This is a genomic window from Arthrobacter crystallopoietes (assembly GCF_002849715.1).
GTDB lineage: Bacteria > Actinomycetota > Actinomycetes > Actinomycetales > Micrococcaceae > Crystallibacter > Crystallibacter crystallopoietes.
Map to the genome: position 1 here is coordinate 2,046,305 of NZ_CP018863.1, position 22,286 is coordinate 2,068,590.

General features: G+C 63.7%; 23 protein-coding genes. 10 read left to right on the forward strand and 13 right to left on the reverse strand.

Going from position 1 to position 22,286, the window contains the following annotated elements:
* Position 1: 1 nt before the first annotated feature.
* From AC20117_RS09670 to AC20117_RS09685, 4 genes are read right to left on the reverse strand one after another with little or no spacing between them, the layout of a single operon-like run.
* On the reverse strand, positions 2-553 hold the full coding sequence (locus tag AC20117_RS09670) for an amino acid synthesis family protein (RefSeq protein ID WP_074699905.1): 552 nt from the start codon (positions 551-553) through the stop codon (positions 2-4).
* Positions 550-1,179, reverse strand: a complete 630-nt coding sequence (locus AC20117_RS09675) for an amino acid synthesis family protein (RefSeq protein WP_211482287.1) — start codon at positions 1,177-1,179, stop codon at positions 550-552. The genes AC20117_RS09670 and AC20117_RS09675 overlap by 4 nt, the downstream gene beginning before the upstream one ends.
* A complete protein-coding gene (locus AC20117_RS09680) occupies positions 1,172-2,290 on the reverse strand; it encodes an LLM class flavin-dependent oxidoreductase (RefSeq protein ID WP_074699904.1) in 1,119 nt (372 codons plus the stop codon). Before AC20117_RS09680 ends, AC20117_RS09675 begins: the two co-directional genes overlap by 8 nt.
* A gap of 48 nt (positions 2,291-2,338) precedes the next feature.
* On the reverse strand, positions 2,339-3,025 hold the full coding sequence (locus tag AC20117_RS09685) for a GntR family transcriptional regulator (RefSeq protein ID WP_074699903.1): 687 nt from the start codon (positions 3,023-3,025) through the stop codon (positions 2,339-2,341).
* Between the two features lie 141 nt (positions 3,026-3,166).
* Between AC20117_RS09685 and AC20117_RS09690 the strand changes: the two genes are divergently transcribed.
* A complete protein-coding gene (locus AC20117_RS09690; RefSeq protein WP_074699902.1) occupies positions 3,167-4,114 on the forward strand; it encodes a flavin reductase in 948 nt (315 codons plus the stop codon).
* Positions 4,115-4,191: 77 nt separating this feature from the next.
* Positions 4,192-5,778, forward strand: a complete 1,587-nt coding sequence (locus AC20117_RS09695) for a BCCT family transporter (protein WP_074703089.1) — start codon at positions 4,192-4,194, stop codon at positions 5,776-5,778.
* A 108-nt stretch (positions 5,779-5,886) separates the two neighbouring features.
* Here AC20117_RS09695 and AC20117_RS09700 read toward each other — a convergent pair whose 3' ends face one another.
* Entirely contained in the window at positions 5,887-8,487 is a 2,601-nt protein-coding gene (locus AC20117_RS09700; RefSeq protein WP_074699901.1) for an ATP-dependent Clp protease ATP-binding subunit, read from the reverse strand.
* Between the two features lie 183 nt (positions 8,488-8,670).
* Between AC20117_RS09700 and AC20117_RS09705 the strand changes: the two genes are divergently transcribed.
* Entirely contained in the window at positions 8,671-8,946 is a 276-nt protein-coding gene (locus AC20117_RS09705; protein ID WP_236777491.1) for a hypothetical protein, read from the forward strand.
* An 89-nt stretch (positions 8,947-9,035) separates the two neighbouring features.
* On the opposite strand, the gene AC20117_RS09710 is transcribed toward AC20117_RS09705, so the two are convergent.
* Together AC20117_RS09710 and AC20117_RS09715 are read right to left on the reverse strand one after the other, a co-directional pair.
* The gene (locus tag AC20117_RS09710) at positions 9,036-9,416 is read right to left on the reverse strand and encodes a hypothetical protein (RefSeq protein WP_074699900.1); all 381 of its coding nucleotides are present in this window, start codon (positions 9,414-9,416) and stop codon (positions 9,036-9,038) included.
* Positions 9,417-9,716: 300 nt separating this feature from the next.
* Positions 9,717-10,043, reverse strand: a complete 327-nt coding sequence (locus AC20117_RS09715; protein ID WP_074699899.1) for a GYD domain-containing protein — start codon at positions 10,041-10,043, stop codon at positions 9,717-9,719.
* Positions 10,044-10,221: 178 nt separating this feature from the next.
* On the opposite strand from AC20117_RS09715, the gene AC20117_RS09720 reads away from it, so the two are divergent.
* Positions 10,222-10,920, forward strand: coding sequence for an alpha/beta fold hydrolase (locus AC20117_RS09720; protein ID WP_074699898.1), 699 nt, complete (start codon positions 10,222-10,224; stop codon positions 10,918-10,920).
* Positions 10,921-10,994: 74 nt separating this feature from the next.
* Here the strand turns inward: AC20117_RS09720 and lepB are convergent, their stop codons facing one another.
* The 3 genes from lepB to AC20117_RS09735 form a co-directional block, all read right to left on the reverse strand.
* Positions 10,995-11,513, reverse strand: a complete 519-nt coding sequence (gene lepB / locus AC20117_RS09725; RefSeq protein WP_074699897.1) for a signal peptidase I — start codon at positions 11,511-11,513, stop codon at positions 10,995-10,997.
* A gap of 6 nt (positions 11,514-11,519) precedes the next feature.
* The gene (locus AC20117_RS09730; protein ID WP_236777492.1) at positions 11,520-13,010 is read right to left on the reverse strand and encodes a multicopper oxidase family protein; all 1,491 of its coding nucleotides are present in this window, start codon (positions 13,008-13,010) and stop codon (positions 11,520-11,522) included.
* Positions 13,011-13,179: 169 nt separating this feature from the next.
* Positions 13,180-13,713 carry a hypothetical protein gene (locus AC20117_RS09735; RefSeq protein WP_074703087.1) on the reverse strand — a complete coding sequence of 178 codons (534 nt, stop codon included), beginning with the start codon at positions 13,711-13,713 and terminating at the stop codon, positions 13,180-13,182.
* Between the two features lie 237 nt (positions 13,714-13,950).
* Between AC20117_RS09735 and AC20117_RS09740 the strand changes: the two genes are divergently transcribed.
* From AC20117_RS09740 to AC20117_RS09755, 4 genes are all read left to right on the forward strand, one after another.
* Positions 13,951-14,901 (forward strand): AfsR/SARP family transcriptional regulator, encoded by a 951-nt coding sequence (locus AC20117_RS09740; RefSeq protein WP_074703086.1) that lies wholly within the window; start codon positions 13,951-13,953, stop codon positions 14,899-14,901.
* Positions 14,902-15,021: 120 nt separating this feature from the next.
* The gene (locus AC20117_RS09745; RefSeq protein ID WP_139186753.1) at positions 15,022-15,381 is read left to right on the forward strand and encodes a hypothetical protein; all 360 of its coding nucleotides are present in this window, start codon (positions 15,022-15,024) and stop codon (positions 15,379-15,381) included.
* A gap of 8 nt (positions 15,382-15,389) precedes the next feature.
* Positions 15,390-15,638 carry a hypothetical protein gene (locus AC20117_RS09750; protein WP_074699894.1) on the forward strand — a complete coding sequence of 83 codons (249 nt, stop codon included), beginning with the start codon at positions 15,390-15,392 and terminating at the stop codon, positions 15,636-15,638.
* Between the two features lie 22 nt (positions 15,639-15,660).
* Complete coding sequence (locus tag AC20117_RS09755; protein WP_074699893.1) at positions 15,661-16,671, forward strand: ATP-dependent DNA ligase; 1,011 nt, start codon at positions 15,661-15,663, stop codon at positions 16,669-16,671.
* A gap of 319 nt (positions 16,672-16,990) precedes the next feature.
* On the opposite strand, the gene AC20117_RS09760 is transcribed toward AC20117_RS09755, so the two are convergent.
* Positions 16,991-17,644, reverse strand: a complete 654-nt coding sequence (locus AC20117_RS09760; protein WP_074699892.1) for a response regulator transcription factor — start codon at positions 17,642-17,644, stop codon at positions 16,991-16,993.
* Between the two features lie 254 nt (positions 17,645-17,898).
* Between AC20117_RS09760 and AC20117_RS09765 the strand changes: the two genes are divergently transcribed.
* Positions 17,899-18,276 (forward strand): LexA family protein, encoded by a 378-nt coding sequence (locus AC20117_RS09765; protein WP_074699891.1) that lies wholly within the window; start codon positions 17,899-17,901, stop codon positions 18,274-18,276.
* Positions 18,269-19,564, forward strand: coding sequence for a Y-family DNA polymerase (locus AC20117_RS09770; RefSeq protein ID WP_074699890.1), 1,296 nt, complete (start codon positions 18,269-18,271; stop codon positions 19,562-19,564). The genes AC20117_RS09765 and AC20117_RS09770 overlap by 8 nt, the downstream gene beginning before the upstream one ends.
* Before the next feature lie 66 nt (positions 19,565-19,630).
* Here the strand turns inward: AC20117_RS09770 and AC20117_RS09775 are convergent, their stop codons facing one another.
* Positions 19,631-20,011, reverse strand: a complete 381-nt coding sequence (locus AC20117_RS09775) for a universal stress protein (RefSeq protein ID WP_074699889.1) — start codon at positions 20,009-20,011, stop codon at positions 19,631-19,633.
* A 35-nt stretch (positions 20,012-20,046) separates the two neighbouring features.
* Positions 20,047-22,278, reverse strand: a complete 2,232-nt coding sequence (locus AC20117_RS09780; RefSeq protein ID WP_074699888.1) for a tripartite tricarboxylate transporter permease — start codon at positions 22,276-22,278, stop codon at positions 20,047-20,049.
* Positions 22,279-22,286 lie beyond the last annotated feature (8 nt).

The following is a 22,286-nucleotide window of genomic DNA, read 5'->3' on the forward strand; positions in this document are numbered from 1 at the left end:
GCTACTGTTCCGTTGACAGGGCTGCCAACCGCTGCTGCGGACGGCCCTGGGACGCGGCGGCGAGGGCAATGACGATCTCGCCCGGGTGCGGTGCGTCGGCCAGACGGACCTCAATGCTCTGGTGGTGCGAGCGGATGGTCGCGTCGGTGATGTGCTTGAGGGGGATGTCGAACGTGACTCCGGCCGGTCCGCGCTTTTCCACGGCCGGCAGCAGGGTGGTGGCGTTGGCCGCGTTGCGGAAGTGGTCGCCGAACTTCAGCGTGTGGATCAGGGCCGAACCATGCTCGATCTCGCCGTCCAGGCCGACAATCGCGGCCTTGCCGTAGGCTTCGACGTTCCCGCCCAGTGTTTTGACCACGCGCGGTGCGAGCAGTTCGCCGATGTCGGAGGCTACCGCGTCGATGCCTTCGGTCAGGTCTTCGACGAAGCCCTGTCCGTGCCAGGGGTTGTCGATGATGGCGGCGACGACGACGACGCGGGCGTTAGGTTCGACGGGCCGGCCGCCCTCGGTGAGAGTCTCTTCAACCAGGGTGACGATCTTGCGGACGTTCATGCGGAGGCTCCTTCAAGGGTGCGGGAAGTTACTGCAGGGTCTGTTTTACGGTCGCCGATTCGGGCGTGCGGACGCGGTCCGGTTGAGGCTGCGGCAACGACGACGATCTCGTCCGCCCGGGGCCCGTCCGGAATCCGGGCGGTTATGGTCTGGTAGTGGCTGCGGGTTGCCGCGTGGGTCTTGTGCCACATCGGCACGACCAGCGGTTGCCCGGCTTCGGCCCGGTCGTCGGCAAAGCAGATGATGGACGAGCCGTCGAGGTACTCCCGGACGAGGTTGCCAAAGAACGGAGTGTGGATGAGTGCACCGGCGTGCTCGATCTCGCCTCCGGTGCCGACGATGGCGGCCTTGCCGAAGGCCTCGATCTCCTCGACACCGCCGAGCCCGTCAATCAGACGGTCGGTAAGAGCCTTGGCGAGGTGCGGAGCGATCCGCTGGGCCTCGGGTCCGAGATCGGTGTCCGGCGCGGTGCCTTTCCAAGGGTTGGCAATAACGGCGGCTGCGGTGGCCCGCAGGGCCGGCACCGGCGGCATGGAACCGTTCTCTACCAGGATCTCCTCCTGGTAGTACACGATCTTGCGGATGCCGGCGGCGGCGTCGGGGCTGGGCTGCTCAATGCTAGTCAAAGTGGGGCTTCACTTTCTCGGAGAACAGCTCGAGGCTGCGCATTGCCTTCTCGTGCTTCAGGCCGGGATGCGTGGTCCAGAGCATCATGTGCTCAAGGCCGACCTCGCGCTTCAGCTCGTGGATCTTTTCGGTGACGAATTCGGGCGTGCCGACCAGCATGTTGCGGTCCATCAGGAGATCGAAGTCCAGCTTGTGCGCGTCGGTGAGCTCTTCGCCCTCTTCCATCAGGTTCGACAGGCCGCGCCAGTGGGTGATCCATTTGTAGGTGTTCAGGACCGCTTCCTCGAACTCTTCGCGGGCCTGCTCCATTGTGTCCGCCACGTAGACATCGCGGACCAGGGCGATGCCCTCGCCGAGCGGAACCTCGCGGCCCTGGGCCTTGGAGGCATGTTCGCGGTACAGCTCGAAGCGGCCCTTGAGCGCGGACACCGGCGGCAGCCAGAAGATGCCCTGCACGCCGGTTTCGGCGGCGCTAATGATGGAGCGGGGCGTATCGATGACCTGCCACAGCGGGAGTTCGGGCTGCAGGGGGCGGGGAACCACTGCCATCTTCGTGATCTCCCCGTTTTCGGTGAAGTCCGGGGTTGCCGGCGAGAGCGGATGGCTCCACTTCACGCCCGGAGCGGGGAACTCGTAGAACTCGCCCTTGTGGCTGAAGAACTCGTTGTTCCAGGCCTTCTGCAGGATCTCCATGGTTTCGGCGAACAGCGCGCGGTTCTTTTCCTGGTCGCGCGGATCGGCCGCAGGGTTCAGGTTCAGTGCTTCGCGGCCGTACAGTCCCCGGCCCACGCCTACTTCGAGGCGGCCGTCGGAGAGCTGGTCCAGCAGGGCGAGATCCTCGGCAAGCCGCAGCGGGTGCCAGAAGGTGACGATTGAGGCGGCCTGGCCGATGCGGATCTTCGAGGTGCGGGCGGCAATGTCGACACCCATCATGATCGGGTTCGGAGTCAGCTCCTGCCCCTCGTGCCCGAAGTGGTGCTCCGTGTACCAAGTGGACCAGAAGCCGTACTTCTCGGCGGCTACCGCGTACTCGCGGGCGTCCTTCATATGCTGGTTGTAGTTGGCCAGATCGCCGGGGGCGCCGAGGCCGTGGAAAATCGAAAAGCGCATGGTTGGTCCTTTCAGGATGGCTCAAAAATGGTTTAGCTAAGGAAGTCTTCAGTCAGTTCGGTCGCGGGAGTCCGTGAGGACTTCGCGGGAAGATGCATAAACGTGGTTGCGCATGGCCGCTTCGGCGCCGAAATGGTCTTTGTCTTTGATCATGGCCAGCACGGTGCGGTGTTCGGAGGTGGAGGCGCTGATACGGCCGGGATGACCAGCCGTGCGCAGTACCAGTCGGTGGTAGGCCAGCTGGTTCATCAGCCGCTCGTAGTGCTCGGCAAGTTTGCTGTTGTCGGCACCAGTGATGATCGTGTGGTGGAACTCGTGGACCAGCTCGGCGTAGCGTTCGACATCCTGCTCGGCCGCGGCTTCGTCGGACTCCTCCACGTTGCGCTCAAGGATGGAGATCTCCCGTACTTTGCCCCTGCGGGCCAGCAGGCCTGCTGCGAGTCCTTCGAAGCTTTCCTTGAGTTGGAACAGTTCGACAATCTCGCGTCGCGTGGGTTCACGGACGAAGGTGCCTACCTTCGGGCGGATCTCCACCAGGCCTTCATGCTGCAGCTGCTTCAACGCCTCGCGGATGGGAGTGCGGCTGACATCGAATTCCTGCGCGAGGAAGACCTCGGACACTGGGGCCCCGGGTGGATAGTCGCCGCCGAGGATAAGGGTGCGCACCTTGTCGAGCAGAGGCTCTCCCTGAAGGGCGCCATTTCTGCCCGGCTGATTCACGATCGTCTGTTGCATACATGAGAGATTATGTTGCATGCATCACGTCGTCAAGTATGAGAGGCGGTTACTGAAGAGAAACCCCGTATTTTCGGGACTTTTGAAGATTCTCGATTTCCCTGTTGACCGTTCGACGTGATGCAGATTACTCTATCTGCCATGCAACAGACTTTTGAGAACGCAGTAGCGAACGCGTGGGAAGCCGCTTGGGACCAGGGAGAGGTGGAAGCGCTTGAGGCGCTAGTCACTCCGGACTACGTCAGGGTCAGCAAGGGCAGCGGCAAGGCCTCCAACCTCAGCCAGCACCAAAATGAAATCCTCGCGATCCGGGAAGGATTCCCGGATCTGGTGACTTCGGTCGATGCTGTAGTCGTGAACGGTGAGACCGCCGCGATTTTCTGGACGTCGACAGGGACGCATAGGGCTCCGTTCATGGGTGTTCCGCCCACGGGACGCCAGGTGCAGACGCGTGGCTCCAATTTCCTGACCATGGAAAACGGCCGGATCAAGCAGGAAACCGTTACCTGGGACAGCAGCGAGCTCCTCGCCTCCCTCGGCATCCGCCATTTGGGCGACGCGATGGCGCCGGCAGACCCCGCCGTCGTCGTTGATTCCCTCGCGGGTGAGCCGGACCTCGAAATCATGAAGACCTTCAACCGCCAGTTCGTCACCGGCGTTACCGTAGTCACGACCAGCGAAAACGGCGTTCCGAAGGGTCTGGCCGTCAACGCTTACGCATCCGTTTCGCTGGAACCGCCGCTGGTCATGGTCTGCATCCAGAAAACATCCTCCACCTACCCCGCCTTGTTCGCCTCCAGCCACCTGGGCATCAACATCCTCAGCAACCAGCAAAAGGACACCGTTTCCACTTTCGCCTCAAAATCGGCGGATAAATTTGCGGATCTGGACTGGCACGCAGGCCCCAGCGGATCACCGTTGATCGACGGATCTTCCGCGGCACTTGAAGCCGAGATCCGGGAACGCTTCCAAGCGAAGACCCACACCATCTTTATTTGCCGCGTCCGCCACGCAGAAGTGAGCGAGACATCGCCGATGGTTTATCAGGCAGGCCGCTTCTTCGACAGCGAAGGCCTGTCCCAGCTCTGACGTCTACGCGACGCCCTACTCCTGAGAATCGGAGACCACTCATGGTTCAACAAATCACCCGTCCGACGGCGGATGACATGCCTCACGACAGCCTGCCGGACAAGCCGGAAGGGACCGAATCACGGCGTCTTGGTGCCGTTTTCTGGTCGTCCATCGCACTGATCGCGGCCTTTGTCTTGTGGTCTTCGGTGTCGCCTCAGGGCTTGGGCGACGTCATGACGGCCAGCATGAACTGGGTAGCAGCCTCCGTAGGATGGAGCTACCTGGTGGTGACCCTGCTGTGCATTGGTCTCATGCTCTACCTCGGCTTCAGCCGCTTTGGTGGAATCCGACTCGGTTCCGATAGTGACCGGCCCGAATACAGTACGTGGGCGTGGCTGGCCATGATCCTGTCGGCTGTGATGGGGATCGGCCTCATCAGCTACGGTGTAGCGGAACCCATTTCCCATTTCATGGCGCCGCCGCATGCTCTGGCGCAGCCCGAAACGATGGAAGCCGCAGTCCGGGCCATGCAGTTCAGCTTCTTCGATTGGGGTCCGCATGCCTGGGCGGTCTTCGGAATTTTCGGCCTGGCGATCGGGTACTCGACGCACCGCAAGAAGCGTCCTGGCTTGGTCTCCCCAATGCTGCGTCCGATCTTCGGCAAGCTGGTGGACGGTTGGTTTGGCAAGATGATTGACGTTTTCGCCATCATTGCCACTCTCTTTGGCACCACGACTTCGCTGGGGCTGGGCGCTTCGCAGATCGCTGAGGGCCTGGGGCGTGTCTTTGGGGTCTCATCCGGCCTCGTCACCCAGATTCTGATTATTGCAGTGGTGACTGTCCTGTTCACCCTATCGGCACTCTCCGGCGTGAACCGAGGCATTAAGTACATCAGCCAGATCACTATGACGCTGTCGCTGGCATTGGCGGTCTATGTCTTCATCGCGGGCCCCACCAACTTCATTTCCAACCTGTTTTTCCGCTCGGTGGGGCAGTACTTCAGCGACTTCCTGCAGGTCAGCCTGATAACGCCCAGCACTCCGGACGATCTCCAGTGGATGCAGTGGTGGACCTACTTCATGATGGCCTGGTGGCTCAGCTGGGGCGCTTTCGTCGGAGTCTTCCTGGCGAAGATTTCCCGCGGCCGCACCATCCGCCAGTTCGTGGCAGGCGTGCTCGGTGTGCCCAGCTTGGTCTTCTTCGCTTGGTTCACCATCTTCGGCGGCTCCGCCATTCAGATGGACATGAACGGCGCAGGTATCGGTGCGGCGACAACTGAGAACATTAATTCCGCATTCTTTGCAATGCTGGAGAACCTGCCGCTGGTCCAGCTCACGGCCGTGGTCACGGTTGTCCTGGTTGCCCTCTTCTTTATCTCGGGCGCCGATGCGAATACGTTTGTCCTGAGCATGCTCTCCTCGAAGGGAAGCCTGGAGCCAAGCAAGCCGGTTCTCGGGCTATGGGGCGGACTGACCGGAGCCTGCGCCGTTCTCCTGCTGCTGGTCGGCGGCCTAACGGCCCTGCAACAGGCGGCGATGCTCTCAGCATTGCCCTTCACCGTCATCGTGGCACTCCTCGGAACATGCTTGGTCATGGAATTGAGGAAGGACCGGGAGTTCGAGGCTCTGCGGCACGCACGGCTCAAGGACCTGGACGAAAAGGGTAAGAACACGTCGGCATAGGTAGCTGCTGGTCAGATTAGACAAAGAGCCGGCCCGGGAAGATGCAACTCTTCCCGGGCCGGCTCTTTTATGGCTCCCTAGCCGATCAGGCAGCCGGTGCCGCAGACCTTACGCGGCCAGCGGTGCTTCCACACCTGCGGAAACCCGCAGCTGCCCGCCGTCAACGCTCACGGTGACTCGTCCGCCGTCGTGCAGTGCCTCGGTGACCAGCAGGTCCGCGATCCGGTCATCGAGCTCGCGCTGGATGACGCGGCGCAGCGGGCGGGCGCCGTACTCCGGCTCGTAGCCGGCCTCGGCGATCCACGCCACGGCGTCCTCGCTGACCGCCACGCCGATGCCCTGGGCTTGGAGCCGGGCCTCGGTCTTGCCCAGCTGCAGGCGGACAATCTCGCGCAGCTGCTCCTGGTTGAGCTTGCGGAACAGCACGATCTCGTCGATCCGGTTGATGAACTCCGGCCGCATGCTCTCGCGCAGCCGGCCCATCACCCGGGCGCGCAGCTCCGGTTCGGAACCGAAGCCGTCGCCGTCGTTGTTCGCGGTGAAGCCCAGGGCGCCGCCCTTGCTGGCCAGGAATTCCGAGCCGAGGTTGGAGGTCATGATGACCACGGTGTTGCGGAAATCCACCGTGCGGCCCTGGCTGTCGGTGAGGCGGCCGTCGTCGAGCACCTGGAGCAGCAGGTTGAACACGTCCGGGTGGGCCTTCTCGATCTCGTCGAGCAGCACCACCGAGTACGGCTGACGCCGCACGCGTTCGGTCAGCTGGCCCGCCTCGTCGTAGCCCACGTAGCCCGGGGGAGCACCGACCAGGCGGCTGACGGTGTGGCGCTCGCCGAACTCGCTCATGTCGAAGCGCGCCATGGCCTTCTCGTCGCCGAACAGGGACTCGGCCAACGCCTTGGCGAGCTCGGTTTTGCCCACGCCGGTGGGGCCGAGGAACAGGAAGCTGCCCACGGGCCGGCCCTCGTCACCCATGCCGGTGCGGTTCCGGCGCACGGATTTGGCGATGGCGGCCACCGCGTCCTCCTGCCCGATGACCCGCTGGTGCAGGTCCTCCTCGAGCCGGGCGAGGCGCGCGCGATCGCCCTCGGTCAGCCGGGCGGTCGGAATGCCGGTGGCGCGGGCGATGATCGCGGCGATCTCGGCCTCACCCACCACGGACGGTGAGCGTACGACGCCGGCGCTCGCCCCGCCGTCGTTAGGTTCCGTTGCGCTGTGGCCGTCCTGGGTTCCCTCCGCGGCGGCGATCTGCTGGTTCAGCGCCTCGATCTCGTCGCGCAGGCGGGAGGCTTCCTCATAGTGCTCCTCGGCCACCGCGGCGTTCTTGGAGGCCTCCAAGGTGGCGGCCTGTTCGCGCAGTGCCGCGACGTCGACGCGCGGACCGCGCTGCAGGCTCAGCCGGGCGCCGGCCTGGTCGATCAGATCGATCGCCTTGTCCGGCAGGAAGCGGTCCGTGATGTACCGGGCGGACATTTCGACGGCGGCGCGGATGGCCTCGTCGGTGTAGGTGACGCCGTGGTGCTCCTCGTAGCGGTCCTTCAGCCCCGCGAGGATCCGGACCGCGTCCTCGATGCTCGGCTCGCCGACCGTGACCGGCTGGAAGCGGCGTTCCAGCGCCGGATCCTTCTCGATCTTGCGGTACTCGCCGAGCGTGGTGGCGCCGACCAGGTGCAGTTCGCCCCGGGCCAGCCGCGGCTTGAGGATGTTGCCGGCGTCCATGCCGCCCTCGCCCGAGCCGCCCGCGCCGACCACGGTATGCAGCTCGTCGATGAACACGATCATGCTCTGGCTGTTGTCGCTGATCTCGTCCATCGTCTTGGTCAGCCGCTCCTCGAAGTCGCCGCGGTAGCGGGTTCCCGCGAGCATGCCGGGCAGATCGAGGGAGACCACGCGCTTGCCGCGCAGCTGCTGGGGGACATCGCCCGCCACGATCGCCTGCGCCAGGCCTTCAGCGATAGCGGTCTTGCCCACGCCGGCTTCGCCGATCAGCACCGGGTTGTTCTTGGTACGCCGGGCCAGGATCTCGATGGTCTGCTCGATTTCCTCCGACCGGCCGATCACCGGATCCAGCTTGTTCTCACGCGCCAAGGCGGTCAGGTCCGTACCGAACTGGTCCAGCATCGGGGTGTCCGAATTTTCGGTGGCCGCGGTTGAGCCCTGCCGGTTGCCGGCGCCGTTGGACTGGGCTTCCCGGGCACCTTCCTGCAGCGACTGCGGCGTGACGCCGGCCGCAGCCAGCACCTGTCCCGCGGGCGACTCTGTGTTAAGGACGAACGCGATAAAGAGGTGTTCGGGATCGATGTAGGTGGACCCGAAGGAGCGGGCTACCTGGTGGGCGTCGAGCAGCACACGCTGGGCCGACTGGGTGAGCGACGGCGGAGTGTCCGGCTTTTCGTCCGACTCCTCGGGCAGGCGCTCCTCGGCAGCCTTGGCGATGGCGGCTGGCTCGGCGCCTGCCTGCTTGAGGTGGCTGGCGCTTGGCTCCTGTTCGACTGTGACGCGCAGGATGTGCAGCGCGTCGACCTCGGAATGGCCGTGGTCGGTGGCGAAGCGGGCCGCGTGGCCGAGCAGCTCGTGCGAGCGGCGGCTCAGCAGCCGGGTGATGTCGATGGGGCGCCGGGCCTGTGCGGCCCGCTGGCCCTGCAGGTAGCGGGCCAGGAATTCGTCGAATGAGCCGCTGCCTGATGTTGCGGGTCCGAAGAACAATGGCATGTATCCTCCTCAGGAACTTGAGTACCTTCGACTCATGTTAACGCTGGTGTCTGAGAATTATTCCGCCGACCTGAAAAAATTGAGCGATGGTGACTCAAGTCTTAGATTCTTCGGGCTCGTCCGTCATCGAAAGACAATCCGGACGACACCCGAGGTTAACCTGGCGACGCCAGACTGGAAGCAGTGCCGCTATGGCTGGAATCCGCACAAACCGTCCACTACGAAGATCGGTTGGTAGAGATGAACGCCCAAGAACGAGATCCCACCGCTCCGCAACCGCACAACGTAGGGCAGGAACGGCCCGACCTGGCCAACCCACATGTCCGCGAGGATGTCGGGCGGGCCGGCCGCTGTGCCAACCTCCACCTTCCGACCGGCCGGACCTGCCTGCTGCCGGAACGCCATCCCGGTACCTGCGATTTCACCGAGCCGCTGGAAGCCGGAGAGGCGCTGCTGTGAAGCCGCAGACATAGTACGGCCACGGGAACCGTTGGCAGCCCCTTCCGCAAGATTGCGGAGGGGCTGCCAATGTGCAGCCTGCGGGCTGCTTAGCGGCCGCCCCTGGACCGGGAACGTTCCTGGGTCTTTCCCTTGGAAGCGTGGAACGAGTAATCGGACTTGGAACCGCTGCTGTCGGAGTACGAGTATTTAAAGTGCGTTTCTTTGGTTCCCTCGTCGTCCATGAGTTCATGGCCGTGGCTGGAGCTCTTCCAGGACGAATCCTTGCCGGATCCGCTGTGCTCGTTGTACTGGACGATCAGCTTCGAGCGCGAAGTCTGCACCATGTTGTACTCGTAGACAGAGCCGGAATCTTTGTAAACCTGCGCTCCATAACTGCTCCGTGCGGCCGACGCAGGTCCGGCTCCCATCGCTAGGAGTGCACTGGCTGCTAGCGCGGCGGTCACGGCTTTCAAGATGTTGTTGTTCATAGTTCTGCCCCAATTGCATAGATAGATACGGGATCGAGGCACGAAGACCTCCTCGTCTCCGGGCACACGTTCCCGCTGGGCTAAGCGCCCTTAGCTGCGACTTTCCCCTTCCGGCTGCCCCGTCCCAGTGGGATAACCCCGGAACCCTTGCGGGGAGGATGGATGACCTCCGAACGCAAATCCGAAAGGAGGTTCCCTAAGATAGGAGCGGAAGCTGAAGGCAAGCTGGAAATAACCTTGGGGAAGCCTTGGCTGGGAAAAATCGGGCCGAAAGTCCCGCCGTCGTACGTTTTCTTGGAGTCAGGTGCCGGGAGCGCGGTAGCGGACCTGGTCGGCGTGCCGCAGCGCCTGCATCGTGTCGTCGACCGTCATCAGCACGGTTGTTTCCAAGGTGCTCAGCGCGCCGCCTCCGGTGATGGCGAGCGCCACGGCGGCCATGGAAACGTTGTCCGGTGCTTCCCAGAGCGTGTATCCGTCATAGGAACCGAAGGCGTACCAGAAGCCGTGGAGCTTGCCGCCAACCGCCTCGATGTACGCCTGCGCGGCCTGGCGCCGGTCCTCCGGTTTGCTGATCAACCTGGCCCAGGTCTCCGGCGTGTAGCTGAACTTTGAAAGATAGAGCGGCATGTCTATTCCTCTCGTCCACCGGACCGGCGCGGTTGCGGTTCGGCTTAAAGTCTAGATCCGGCAGCCGCGAAAAGATCGGGTATCCACCGCCCTGATTGCGGCTCTTTTCTGCGGGCTCGAGGCGGCAGGTTGGAACCGATACGTACCATTTGCGAGTGGGCCCGCGTAGGGTACGGGCATGGATATCATCCTTGTGCCCGGATTCTGGCTCGACGCTTCCTCATGGTCGGAGGTCACGCCGGCGCTGGTCGCGGCAGGTCACACCGTCCACCCGCTCACGCTGCCAGGGCTGGAGTCCGTGAACGCATCGCGGGCCGGCATCGGGCTGCGGGACCATATCGACGCCGTTGTAGCGGCGGTCGATGGGATGGACGGGCCGGTAGTGCTTGTCGGCCACTCCGGAGGTGGTGCCATCATCCACGGTGCCGTCGACGCGCGGCCGGAGCGGGTGGCCCGGGCGGTTTATGTGGACAGCGGTCCACTGGCGGAGGGTGGCGTCATCAACGATGCGTTGCCGGCGGAGGGCGATGAGATTCCGCTGCCGCCGTGGGACGCCTTTGAGGAGGCCGACCTGGTGGACCTGGATGATGGACTTCGAGCGGCTTTCCGGGCGCGTGCCATTCCGCAGCCGCGCGGTGTGGCTTACGACCAACAGCACCTGACCGACGAACGGCGCTTCGACGTCCCAGTCACGGTCATCGCATGCGAGTTCCCGTCGTCGGTGCTGACCGATTGGATAGAGTCCGGCCACCCCTATGTGGCAGAACTGGCGCGGATCCGCGACGTAGGGTACATGGACCTGCCCACGGGGCACTGGCCGCAGTTCACGAAGCCTGCCGTGCTTGGCGCGGTCATTCTTGCCGCCGTCGAACGTTGAATCGCGCGACGAAGGACCTGTCCGCCGGGGCGAGCCGGCGGGCACACCGGAGGAACGGACGTCCGGTTTAGCTCCTACCTGCCCGCTCCGAGCACCAGACCCTGGAGGGAGGAAAGCGGTAGCGTACCGAAATCGCGGGAATCGATGGAGCGCTCGCGGTTGTCTCCCATGACGAACACCTCGCCCGGAGGTATGCGCCGCAAGGAGAAATGAGTGCCGTCAATACTCTCGTGGTCCACAAACGGCTCATCCGGAGCGAAGCCGTCGACGTACAGCACGGCGTCCCGAACCTCGACGGTCTGGTTTCCCACCGCCACCACCCGCTTGATCATCATCGAGTTGTCCTGGGGTGACTGGAAGACCACGACATCACCGGGGTGGATCCCGGACAGCTGGGGTGCCGCTTTGAAGACAAACACCAAGCTGCCCGGATGCAGCGTGGGTTCCATACTGTCCGAATCAACGACGGCGGGCTCCATCACCCAGATCCGGATGGCCAAAAGGCTGGCCAGGCCCAGCAGGACAAGGCCTGCCCGGCCCCTCCGTTTCCGGGGACTGGAAACGGAGGGACGCTGTGCCGCGCCGGTAGGCATGACCGGTTAGTCCGGGTCAGTGTCGAGTTCCGCCGGCGCCGCAGTCATGGGATCGCAGGGATCCGGATCGTCTTCGCCCAGCCCCACCCGAAACTGGAACATCATGGAGTGGTCCTCGTGCGGCAGGTTGTGGCAGTGGACCATGTAGCGGCCCTCATGCGGTCCGAACCTCATGACGAGGTCCACTTTTTCGTTCTCGCCGACGTAGACCACGTCCTTGGGCCCGCGCTCCCAGGCAAAAGGTGCCTTGCCATTGCGGCTGAGGACCCGGAAGTCGACCAGGTGGATGTGCACGGGATGGAACCACCCGCCGGACTTGTTCTCGATCTCCCACACTTCCACGGAATTGAGGGCCGGATCTGCGCTGGCAAGTTTGAAATTGCTGGCGATGACGTCTTCCCACGTGACTCCGTTGAAGGTCCATGGTTCCACCACACCGTCCTTCTCCAACCGGAAACGGCGCTTTTCGTCTGCGTCGTCGTCGGTCAGGGACATGACTTCACTGTCCACCAGCTTGGTGGGAATATGGTTCCACTTCGGATCCGATTTCATATCGGGGGCGGCAGCAACGACGTCGAACCTCATCACCTTGTTGGTGTGGTCGTAATCGCGGTTGTTGTCGTTGGAAAGATTCTTCAGCTCCACCCGGGTCCCGGGCGTATATTTGCTGAAGTCGATCAGGACCTCATACCGCTCGGCCATGCCCTGGCGGAAATTCTTGACAGACTGGGTCGCCGGCACGAGGCCGCCGTCCGTTCCGACTATGTGGAAGGGCTGGCCGCTGCTGAGGGCGAACCGGTAGGACCGCGAAATGGAGGCGTTCAGGACCCGGAAACGGTAGACCCGGGGCTGTACCTTCATCACCGGCCATGGCTTCCCGTTGACCAAGATGATGTCGCCCCACAAACCCGAATGTTCCCGATCGTCGTAGGCGAGGGAACCGTTCGCTGCGAACATCGCATCGCTGACCACCAGGGGCACATCAAAGTCGCCCTGCGGCAGCAATTCCCGTTCCACCTGATCATGCATCACGTACACCGCGGCCAGCCCGGAATAGACATTCTGTGCGGTGAAATGCACGCCGTGGTCGTGGTACCAAAGTGTCCGTGCAGGCTGGAAATTCGGGTAGTGGTAGTCCTTGCAAAAGCCTGGCTGGATGACATCGCTGGCGTAGCCGTCATACTGAGGCAGCGACGCCGAACCATGCAGGTGCGTCGATGCCGCCAACAGGTGGTGGTTCCACAGCGGGTGGTTCTTCGGCATCCGGTTGCGCATGTGCACCACGGCCTTGGTGCCCTGGTCGAGCTCGATCGTCGGACCGGGAAATATTCCGTTGTAGCCGAGAATTCCGGTTTTTTTGGTCGGCAGGATCTGGGCTTGCGCTTGGCGCATTGCGAGCGTGTAGTGGTTGACCGGCGTGCCGTCGGATTCGTAGCTGACGGAATCCGGCTTGAGCTTTGGCGGTCTGGTAAAAGCGGCCTTGTAGGGCCGAGGCATATCCCTCGAACTTAGTTGGCTCGCCGATTTGGCGGTCACGGTAGAAATAGGGACGGTTACCAAACCGGCCCCGACAACTCCTAGACCTCCCCAGGTGAGGAGTTGCCGTCTTGTTACTGACATATCGAGTCACTTCCCAACGATGACTTCGTGGATCAGGCTAGGCTGCTTAGCCCGCCGTATGATGTTCGACGCCGAGGGAGAGTCGGCTGCCTGCAGCATCTTCGAGGACCAGGGCTATGGCCTTGTCCGGAAGTTCGAACACCATGGTGGTATTGACGGATTCACCCTGAGCCAGCGTCGTGGAGGACGACGAGGTCCACAGCGGGCCGGGCATCCCCGAGCCCAGTCCGTCAACGAAAAATCCTTCAGGATCCAGCGGCAGGCCGGTCTTGTCCAACGCCGTGAATTGCACCTGGATGCGGACGCGGTGTGCGCCTTCCTGCGGATCTTTCTGAAGGGTAGCCACAGGAGAGGGCGGCAACCATCCATCGCTTTCGAGCGGTATGACCCCGGTAATGCTGGCCACCCCGCCTTCAACCTCGGCAGATGCGCCCAGCGGAGTACTGGTTTTTACCTCTGCGGTGAGGAACAGGTACCCGAACGCAAGTCCGAGCAAAGCCACGAGCGCCAAGGGAACGACGATCACGCGGCGGCGGTCGGTTTTTACGCGGCCGTCAGTGCTGACATTTATTGCTGACATGTCGCCATGATTCGCCGAAAACTTGCAAAAAACTTTGGTCGGGCCACACGACGGTCCGGCGCGTTCCAAGCGGTGCAGTTCTTCCTTCAATACTAGGGTCCGAAGTCCCGGGTCCTGCTCCCCGAATTTGAGGGTACATTCCACCCTCAACCGTGGGCTGGCGAACCGGTGACAGGAGGCCGACTATTAGGTCAGATGCCCGCTAGGGCGTTGGTTTATCGGGGGTTGGGGCACATCATGAACAGACCTATTGGTCCATCCGTGGGTATTTCCATCAAACTCATTGGTCCTTTGCGCGTGGAGCGGGACGGGCAGGTATTGACGGCCGCCAAGCTCGGCAGCCCGAAGGCCCGCCAGATCCTGGAAATTTTGGCGCTGCAGTTGGGCCGGCCGGTCCCGCGGGAACAAATCATCAACATCCTTTGGCATGGCAACCCGCCGTCGGCGGCCAGCGCCACGGTGGAAAGCTATGTCAGTGTCATCCGCAGGAACATCCAGCCCGGGCAGGCGAAAAACGGTCCGCTGCGCACGGATAAGGGCAGCTACATTCTGGACCCGAAGCTGGTGCAGGTGGATCTTGACCTGTTCGAACGCACCATCGGCGCGGCAGATGGCACCAAGCCGGCGGAGGCTTATCCTAAGCTCGTCAGCGCGTTGGACCTGGCGTCCGCGCCCTTGCTGAGCGATGAGCTGACTTTCGAATGGGCGGAATCTGCCCGAGCCCGGCATGCGGCGCAAGTCGCCGACTGCAGTGCCAGGGCAGCCGAGATGGCAGTGAAGCTGGGAAAAACGGACGAAGCCGTCCACTGGGCGCGGCAGGCTGTTGCTGCGGAGCCGCTGAACGAACGCGCATGGACCGCTTTGGTGGACGGACTGGAACAAGGCGCGCGCTACATTGAAGCGCTGCAGGCCTACGACAACTGCCGGTTACTGTTTCGGCGTGAGCTGCGCTGCAACCCAGGACCGCTGCTGCAGGCCGCATATGCCCGGCTGCTTCGCTGCACGTCCGACGAGGACGCGGAGCTGGAGGAGGTACTGTCCGCGCTGATTTGCTTGAACGAGCGGGTCAAGAGCCGGACCGGCAAGGCCTGCACATTGAAACAAGCCGATGGCCATGACACCACTGTCTACGAGACCGCCGGCAGCGTGATCGACTCGTTCTTGCGCAGGGCACTCGCCTCCGCATGAGGCAAATATCCCCTTCCGTGGCTCAAAAAGGCTCCGGGGCATTGTGAACGTGACAGGCTCATGCCTAGTCTTGAAGCGGTGAAGCAGGCGCCGCAATTCCCATTCCTTTGAGAAGGACCAATGGAACATAGTTTGAATGTCTGCGTGTGCCTCGATACCGATATGTCTTCGGTCCGCATCGAAGTCCGTGGCTGTGTAACCGCCCGGAACTATAAAGCGCTCCTGCCTCTGCTGACTCGTGCCAAGGGGCTGCCCGCTGATGCGCAGATCAGTCTTGACCTGCGCGAGGCCGCTCACCTGGAGCAGGATGTCCTGGACGCCCTCGGCTACACGGCGTTGGGCGAAATGACGGGACAGCTGGAGATTGCGGGAATCGGCAGCATGAGCATCGTCCTTCCCCCGAATCCAGGCGTTTGCATGCAGGGCGAACTGCCGGGCAGCAGCCAACCGATCAGGCCGGCACAGCCGGCAGCAGCGTAAGTGTTTCGATGACTGCCAGCAGTCTGCCGCCGCATGCACCCTTCCCCATGGACCTGACGACGCTTTCAGACACGCGGCTCCATGTGCTCAACAGCTTGTTGCACCGGCAGCTGGATCTGGAATATCAGCGTGCAGGTTCCCCCGACCGCGAGACGGAATTCCGCGTCGACGAGATCCGGCAGGAACTCGACCGCAGGGACGCGAACGAACTGCTGCGCAGGGCATCGAACGGCCGTCCTGCCGGAGCAGCGGTGTAGGCATGGCATTCCGGTTCGCTTAGTGTCCGACCGCCTGCCGCCGGAGCTGCGGCCACCGCTGGATGTGGCGTTGGCCCGTAGCGTCCCATCGATCCCGAAACCGGATGCCCTGCCCGGCGGTTGCCTCTTTGAACCCAAATGGGACGGCTACCGGCTCCTCATCGGCCGGGACGGTGATGCCACGTCCTTGCAGTCCCGCCAGGGCAAGGACCTCACCCGCTACTTCCCGGATTTGGTGGCAGCTGCCCAGGAGCAACTGCCACCAGGATGTCTGCTGGACGGCGAGGCGGTGATCTGGTCGCAGGACCGGCTGGACTTCTCGCTGTTGCAGCAGCGACTGAGTGCCTCCGCCCGTTCCTTGTTGCGTCAGGTGCAGGACAAGCCCGCGCACTTCGTCGCCTTCGATCTTCTCGCCGTGGCTGGCCATGATATTCGACGGGAGCCGCTGCACGACCGCCGCGCACTGCTTGAGGAGCTGGCCAAGGAATGGTCCGGCCCGTTGGAGTTGTCCCCGGTAACCGCCGATCCGGAAATAGCCGCCGGCTGGTTCCGGGATTTGCCGGCAACCGGCGTCGAAGGCCTGGTGATCAAAGGCACCGGTCAAAGTTACGACGGCGGCCAGCGCCAGTGGCTCAAGGTCAAGCACAGGGAAACACTGGACGTCGTCTGCGCAGCCGTCATCGGTCCGATGGCCAGGCCACAGGCAATTGTCGCCGGCCTGCCCATCGATGGTGAGCTGCGGATAGTGGGGCGGTCTGTTCCGCTCAAGCCGGCGGCGGCCAAGCTTCTGGGGTCGCGGCTGCAGCCGCCGGCCGGGGAGCATCCGTGGCCGCACCGCGTGAAGTCCACCGCCATGGACCGGTTCAACGCAAGCGGGGGAGAGACGGAACTTACCCTCATCGAGCCCATCGTCGTCGAGGTTTCCGCCGATACGTCCTGGTCAGGGCGGTCATTTCGGCACCCTCTGCGCTACGTGCGTTACCGTCCCGAGCTGGATCCGGATGAGGTCTCAGCTCCCTTCGGTAACCCCTGAATGCCGGCGTCTTGTTTCCGACACCCCGCGGAGCCGGGTTGGTTCATAAGGGCTACTGCTCTGGCACCGTCAGTCGAATAAGGGCTTGGTACATCTGCCCCTTGGTGGGCGGGTCCGGAGCCCGGCGGGCTGGGGCGAGCTTCGCCGGACTCCGGAGTCTTGATCACTTCGGGACCAGTGTCAGCGGGTTTCTGGGGATCAAGATAGGACAAAGCTTGCCCTGTCATCCTTCGAAAAATCTCAGTCCCAAAAATCAATCCCCAACGGACCCCCTATTCTGGGGATCCCAGTTGGAACATTTGCCTAAAGGAATCTTTCTTTAAATGGGCTGGGCCGGTTCCAGCAGTTGCATCCGCCTGGCCACGGCCACCGCTTCGAGCTGGGTGTGCGCGTCCAGCTTGGACAGCACGGACTTCACATATCCGCGGCAAGTGCTGATCGTGACATTCAGCCGCTTGGCAGAAGTCTTGACGTCGCAGCCTTCGGCCAGCAGCGCCAGAACCTGCCGTTCGCGCCTGCTCAAGGTCGGCAGGCCAGCAACGCCACTGGGTGGCGTGACCGGTACGAGGAAGGACGGATGGATCACCATGGCGCCGGGCCGGGCGTGCTCAATCGCATCGAACAGCGAATCGACTGTGCCGTGCAGCGGCAGCAGTCCGCAGATGCCCAGGTCGGCCGCGCGGCCCAGCAGGTCGTGCGACGGATGCGCGGTCAGCAGGATGATCCGCGCAGCCGGTGAATCGGACAGGATCTGTTCGGCCGCCTCCAAGCCCTCGCCGTCGGGTAGCCGGTAGTCAAGGACCACGGCCTCCGGGTGCAGGTTACGGCACAGCTCGATGCCTTCCGCCGCATTGCCTGCAAAGCCTCCGGACATTAGGTTGTGGGATGCAAGCGCGCCGGAGAGCAGTTCTGCGAACAGCAGCTGGCCGCTGATGATCACGATGCATGGACGCTTGTCTGTTGGTTCGTTCATTTGAAGGGCCCCCACCCTGTCTGACTCAACCGAGGAGATGCTCGGAACTCGTACCCGAATCTGTGCTGTCCCCATCGTCTATGACCATAATCGTGCCAGCGGCAACTCAAGCCAAGGTTCCGTTCTTGCGCAAAATTAGCTCAAGAAATCCCTGTCCACCCGGTGGTAAGGTTATCTATCGAAGATAGATTCGAAGGGTGGCGGCTGCTGTGTTCGGTATGGAGACGCCTTCACCATCCAGTTCAGGTCCGGAGATGAACGACGGCGGCGGGCCCGGGGATGCGCGCGGTTTTCCTTCTCCTGCCCAGGACTACTTCCACGGCGGTATCGACTTGAACCGGCATCTGATCCGCGACCGCACCTGCACCTTCGTCATGCGGGTAAGCGGCAATTCCATGGCGGCGGCGGGCATCAGCGACGGCGATGAGCTCATCGTGGACCGGTCCCTTACCCCGCGGGACGGCTCCGTGGTGGTGGCGGTGGTTAACGGCGAACTGCTCATCCGGCGCCTGCATCTCTCCGGCGACCACGTCAGACTGCAGACGGACGACGGCGGAGTCCCCACCGAAGTGCCCGAGCTCGCCGACTTGAGCATCTGGGGCGTCGTCACCCGGTGCCTGCACCATGTCTAGCGAACCATCACTCCCCGGCGGGCGGATCGCGCTGGTGGACGTCAACAATTTTTATGTCTCCTGCGAGCGGGTCTTCGACCCCGCGCTCGAGGGGCGTCCCGTCGTCGTACTTTCCAATAACGATGGTTGCGTGGTGGCGCGCTCCGAAGAAGCGAAACAGCTCGGCATCGCCACCGGAACGCCATGGTTCAAGGTGGCCCCGGAGGCTGGGCGATGGGGGCTGGTTGCCCGTTCCAGCAACTACGAGCTCTATGGTGATTTGAGCGCGCGGGTGATGGAGGTCCTGGGCCGGTTCGGCAGCTGGCAGGAGGTGTACTCGATCGACGAGTGTTTCCTGGGGCTGCCCGGGGACGAGCGGCAGCTGCTCGGGACGGCGGCACGGATCCGGTCGGCCGTCATGCGGCACGTCGGCGTGCCGGTGTGTGTAGGAGTAGCCGGAACCAAGACGCTGGCTAAGTTTGTGAACCACATTGCCAAGCGAAACCCGCACATGCAAGGCGTCTGCTCGCTGGACTCCATGCCGGCCGCGGAGGTCGCGCGAATCCAGTCGCGCGTGCCGGTCACGGGGTTGTGGGGCGTGGGTGGACGGACCGCGAAGCGGCTGAATGCGATGGGGATCGAGACCGTGGCGGACCTGAAGGCGGCGGACCCGCAGCTGATCCGCAAGCGGTTCTCGGTGGTGCTCCAACGGACGGTACTGGAATTGAACGGGACCGCCTGCATCCCGCATTCCGAGGAACGGGCCGACAAACAGCAGATCATGTTCTCGCGCAGTTTCTCGACGCCGGTGACCACTGCGGAGGAGATGGACCAGGTCATGGCGGTCTACGCCCAGCGAGGTGCCGCCCGGATGGCGGCCCAGGGTTTGAACGCCTCGGTGCTCACCGTGACCGCGGGAACCAGCCGCTTTGCCGGCGGGGAGAAGTCCTTCCCCTCTGCATCCGCGCGGCTGCCGGTGCCGACACAGGATCCCATCCAGCTGACCCGGGCCGCGGTGGCGACGATGCGCACCTGCATCTCTGAAGGGACCCAGTATGTGCGGGCGGGCGTTTTGTTTACCGGACTCGAGCCGGCCGACGGGCAGCAGACGCTGGACCCGTTTGTCAGTGATCTGGACCAGCGGCACATCGGCGACCTGCTCGGCAGCGTGCGGGCGAAGTTCGGCGAAGCGGCCATCGGCCTCGGCCAGGGCGGGCTGGCCGTTCCGGCCGCCTGGTCCATGAAGCGGGACTTCTCCTCTCCGCGCTACACCACCGAGTGGAGCGACCTGCCGGTGGTCCGGGCCTGAGGCCTTAAACCACCCGTCCCCGGGCATCGCTTGCGTGCAATGCCCGGGGACGAGTTTATTTCCCGGTCAGTTTGCCTTGACGGTGAGGACCGGACAGCCGGCGTCGAGCAGGATCCGCTGCGCGTGGCTGCCGAGGATGAGCTTTCCCACCCGCGAACGCCGGCGCAGGCCCAGGACGATCAGTGCGACCTTGCGCTCCTGCTCGGTCTGCAGCACCAGATCCGCGGCGTCATGGATGACCGACGACGGCGGCAACACGGCAACCGTGCGGCCCCCGCTGCTGAACGAGGCCGGATCGATGTCCAACTCCGCCAGCGACAGCTCCCGCCGATCCGTGTCGATATTCGCGATCAGCACATCGGAGTCGAGCCGTCCGGCTTCTTCGACTGCGCGGCGAACGGCAGTCCGGCCTTCAGGACTGTCGGTAAAGCAGGCGAGGATTGTCATCGGTGGTTCCTTTCGTTTCCGTATGGTTCGCTGGCTCAGCCGACAAGCTGGCTGAGCCAGCCCTGCGGCAGATCGATGGGCAGGAGTGTCGGCAGGGCCAGCAGTACCACGTAGAGAACCGCCGTGTAGATGATCGTCGTCTTGGTTTTGGCCCGGGCGACGATGAGCAGGAAGGCCGGAACGAAGATCATGACGGCAACGAGGTAGCCAAGGATGCCGATCAAAACCAGGAACCCTGCCATCCAGCCGAACGTCTTGAAGGCAAACCCTGCCTCCTTGGTCCAGCCGGGTCCATACCCTGGTGACGCCTGACCGCTCGCAGGAGCTTCGCCGGTTGCGGACTTCGCCGAAGGCACGGCCGTGGCCACTGCGCCGGCGGCCCGGCGGGAGCCTGTCCCAGTGCCTGCCGGGGAAATCGATTCCCTAGCGGTTGAGCCGGGGAACCCGGCGGAACCAGCCGAGCCGGTGGCATGAACGGAGCCCGTGGACCCGGTGGCGATGGACGACGACGCCGCCGCTTCCGCCATAACCTGGGTGGCCATGGCGGCTTGGGGCTGCCTGGCCCGGCGCCGGATCAGGATTTCCTGGCAGAGCAGGGCAAGGCCCATGATGAGGCCGCCCCAGCCCACCAGTTGCGGCACCAGCCGCGCTTCCGGGGAGAAACCGGAGGAGATGACCAGCGAGCCGGCGAAGATCACGATGACTACCAGTGCGGTGGCCAGCGACCAGGTGGAGTTCTTCAGCGGGCTTTCGGCGTCGACAGCATTCTCCTGCGTCGGGTCGTCGTCGCGGTCCAGCCGGCGGCGGGCACGGATCCACTTGAAGATGTTCCACAGGATCGGCAGCACCAGGACCGCCAGGAAAACCATGGTGCCCGGACGCAGCATCCACTCGAACCCGTTGTACAGGCTGTCGGTCAGGAAGTAGTAGCGTTCCAGCGGAATGGCCAGGACAAAGCCGATCAGGAACGGAGCCCGCGGGAAGCCGGTGGACTTCAGGACCCAGCCGGCCACGCCCAGCAGCACCATGACCCAGAGGTCGCCCAGCTGGCCGCCCTCCTGGAAGGAGCCCAGCAGCATGATCGCAACGAGGCCGGATGCCAGGACGGCGAACGGAACTTTGGTCAGCGAGGCCAGCGGGCGAACGGTCAGGAAGCAGAACAGCGCACCGAGCACGGAGGCGATGGCGAAGGACCAGACGATCAGGTACATCAGGTCAAGATGGTCGGTGATGATGGACGGTCCCGGCTGGATCCCGTAGGTCAGCAGCATGCCGAGGAGCATTGCGGAGGGGACGCCGCCGGGGATACCGAACAGCAGGGTGGGGATCAGGTCCCCGGCCTCCACCGAGTTGTTGGCGCTTTCCGGCCCGACGATGCCGCGCGGGTCGCCCTTGCCGAACTTGCGCTTGTCTTTTGCCGTGGCCACGGCCTGGCCGTAGGCCAGCCAGGTGCCGGCGGTGGCGCCGACGCCCGGAAGCACGCCGGCCCAGATGCCGATCAGCGAGCCGCGGATGACCTGCGACCAGTGGGTGAGCCACTCGCGGATACCCGAGCCCCAGCCGCCCGTGACCTTGACCGGAGCATTTTCGCCGCGCCGCTGGCTGGCCCGCGAAGCGATCTCGGCGAGGCCGAAGATGCCCAGGGCGACGGCGACCAGGGAGAGCCCGTCGCCGAGGAACAGGCTGCCGAAGGTGAAGCGCTCTTCGGCTGTTGTGGGCGAGGTGCCCACCATGCCGAGCAGGAGGCCCAGGAGGCCGGCGACCAGGCCCTTCACTACGTTGCCGCGCGAGAGAACTGCGGCCAGCGCGACGCCGAGGACGGTCAGCATGAACAGTTCCGGGCTGGCAAAGGAGAGCACCAGCGGCCGGGCCAGCGGGATCGCCAGTGTCAGGCCAACGGCACCGATGAGGCCGCCCGCCATGGAGGAGAGGAAAGCTAGGCTGAGTGCACGTTTGGCCTGGCCCTTGCGGGCCATTGAGTAGCCGTCGAGCATCGTCACCGATGCCGACGCCGATCCCGGTGCGCCCAGCAATACCGCCGAGACGGTGTCCGAGGTATGGACGACGGCGAGGGCTCCGATGAGCAGGGCCAGTGCCGGGGCGGGTTCCATGCCGAAGGTAATGGGCAGCAGGATCGCCACCGCTCCGGTGCCGCCGAGGCCCGGGATGAGGCCCATGACCAGGCCTGCCACAACGCCGACGAGCAGCATTAACAGCAGCGCCGGGTCCGCCAATGAGGCCAATGCGGCCATAGCTGAATCAAGCATTGTTATTC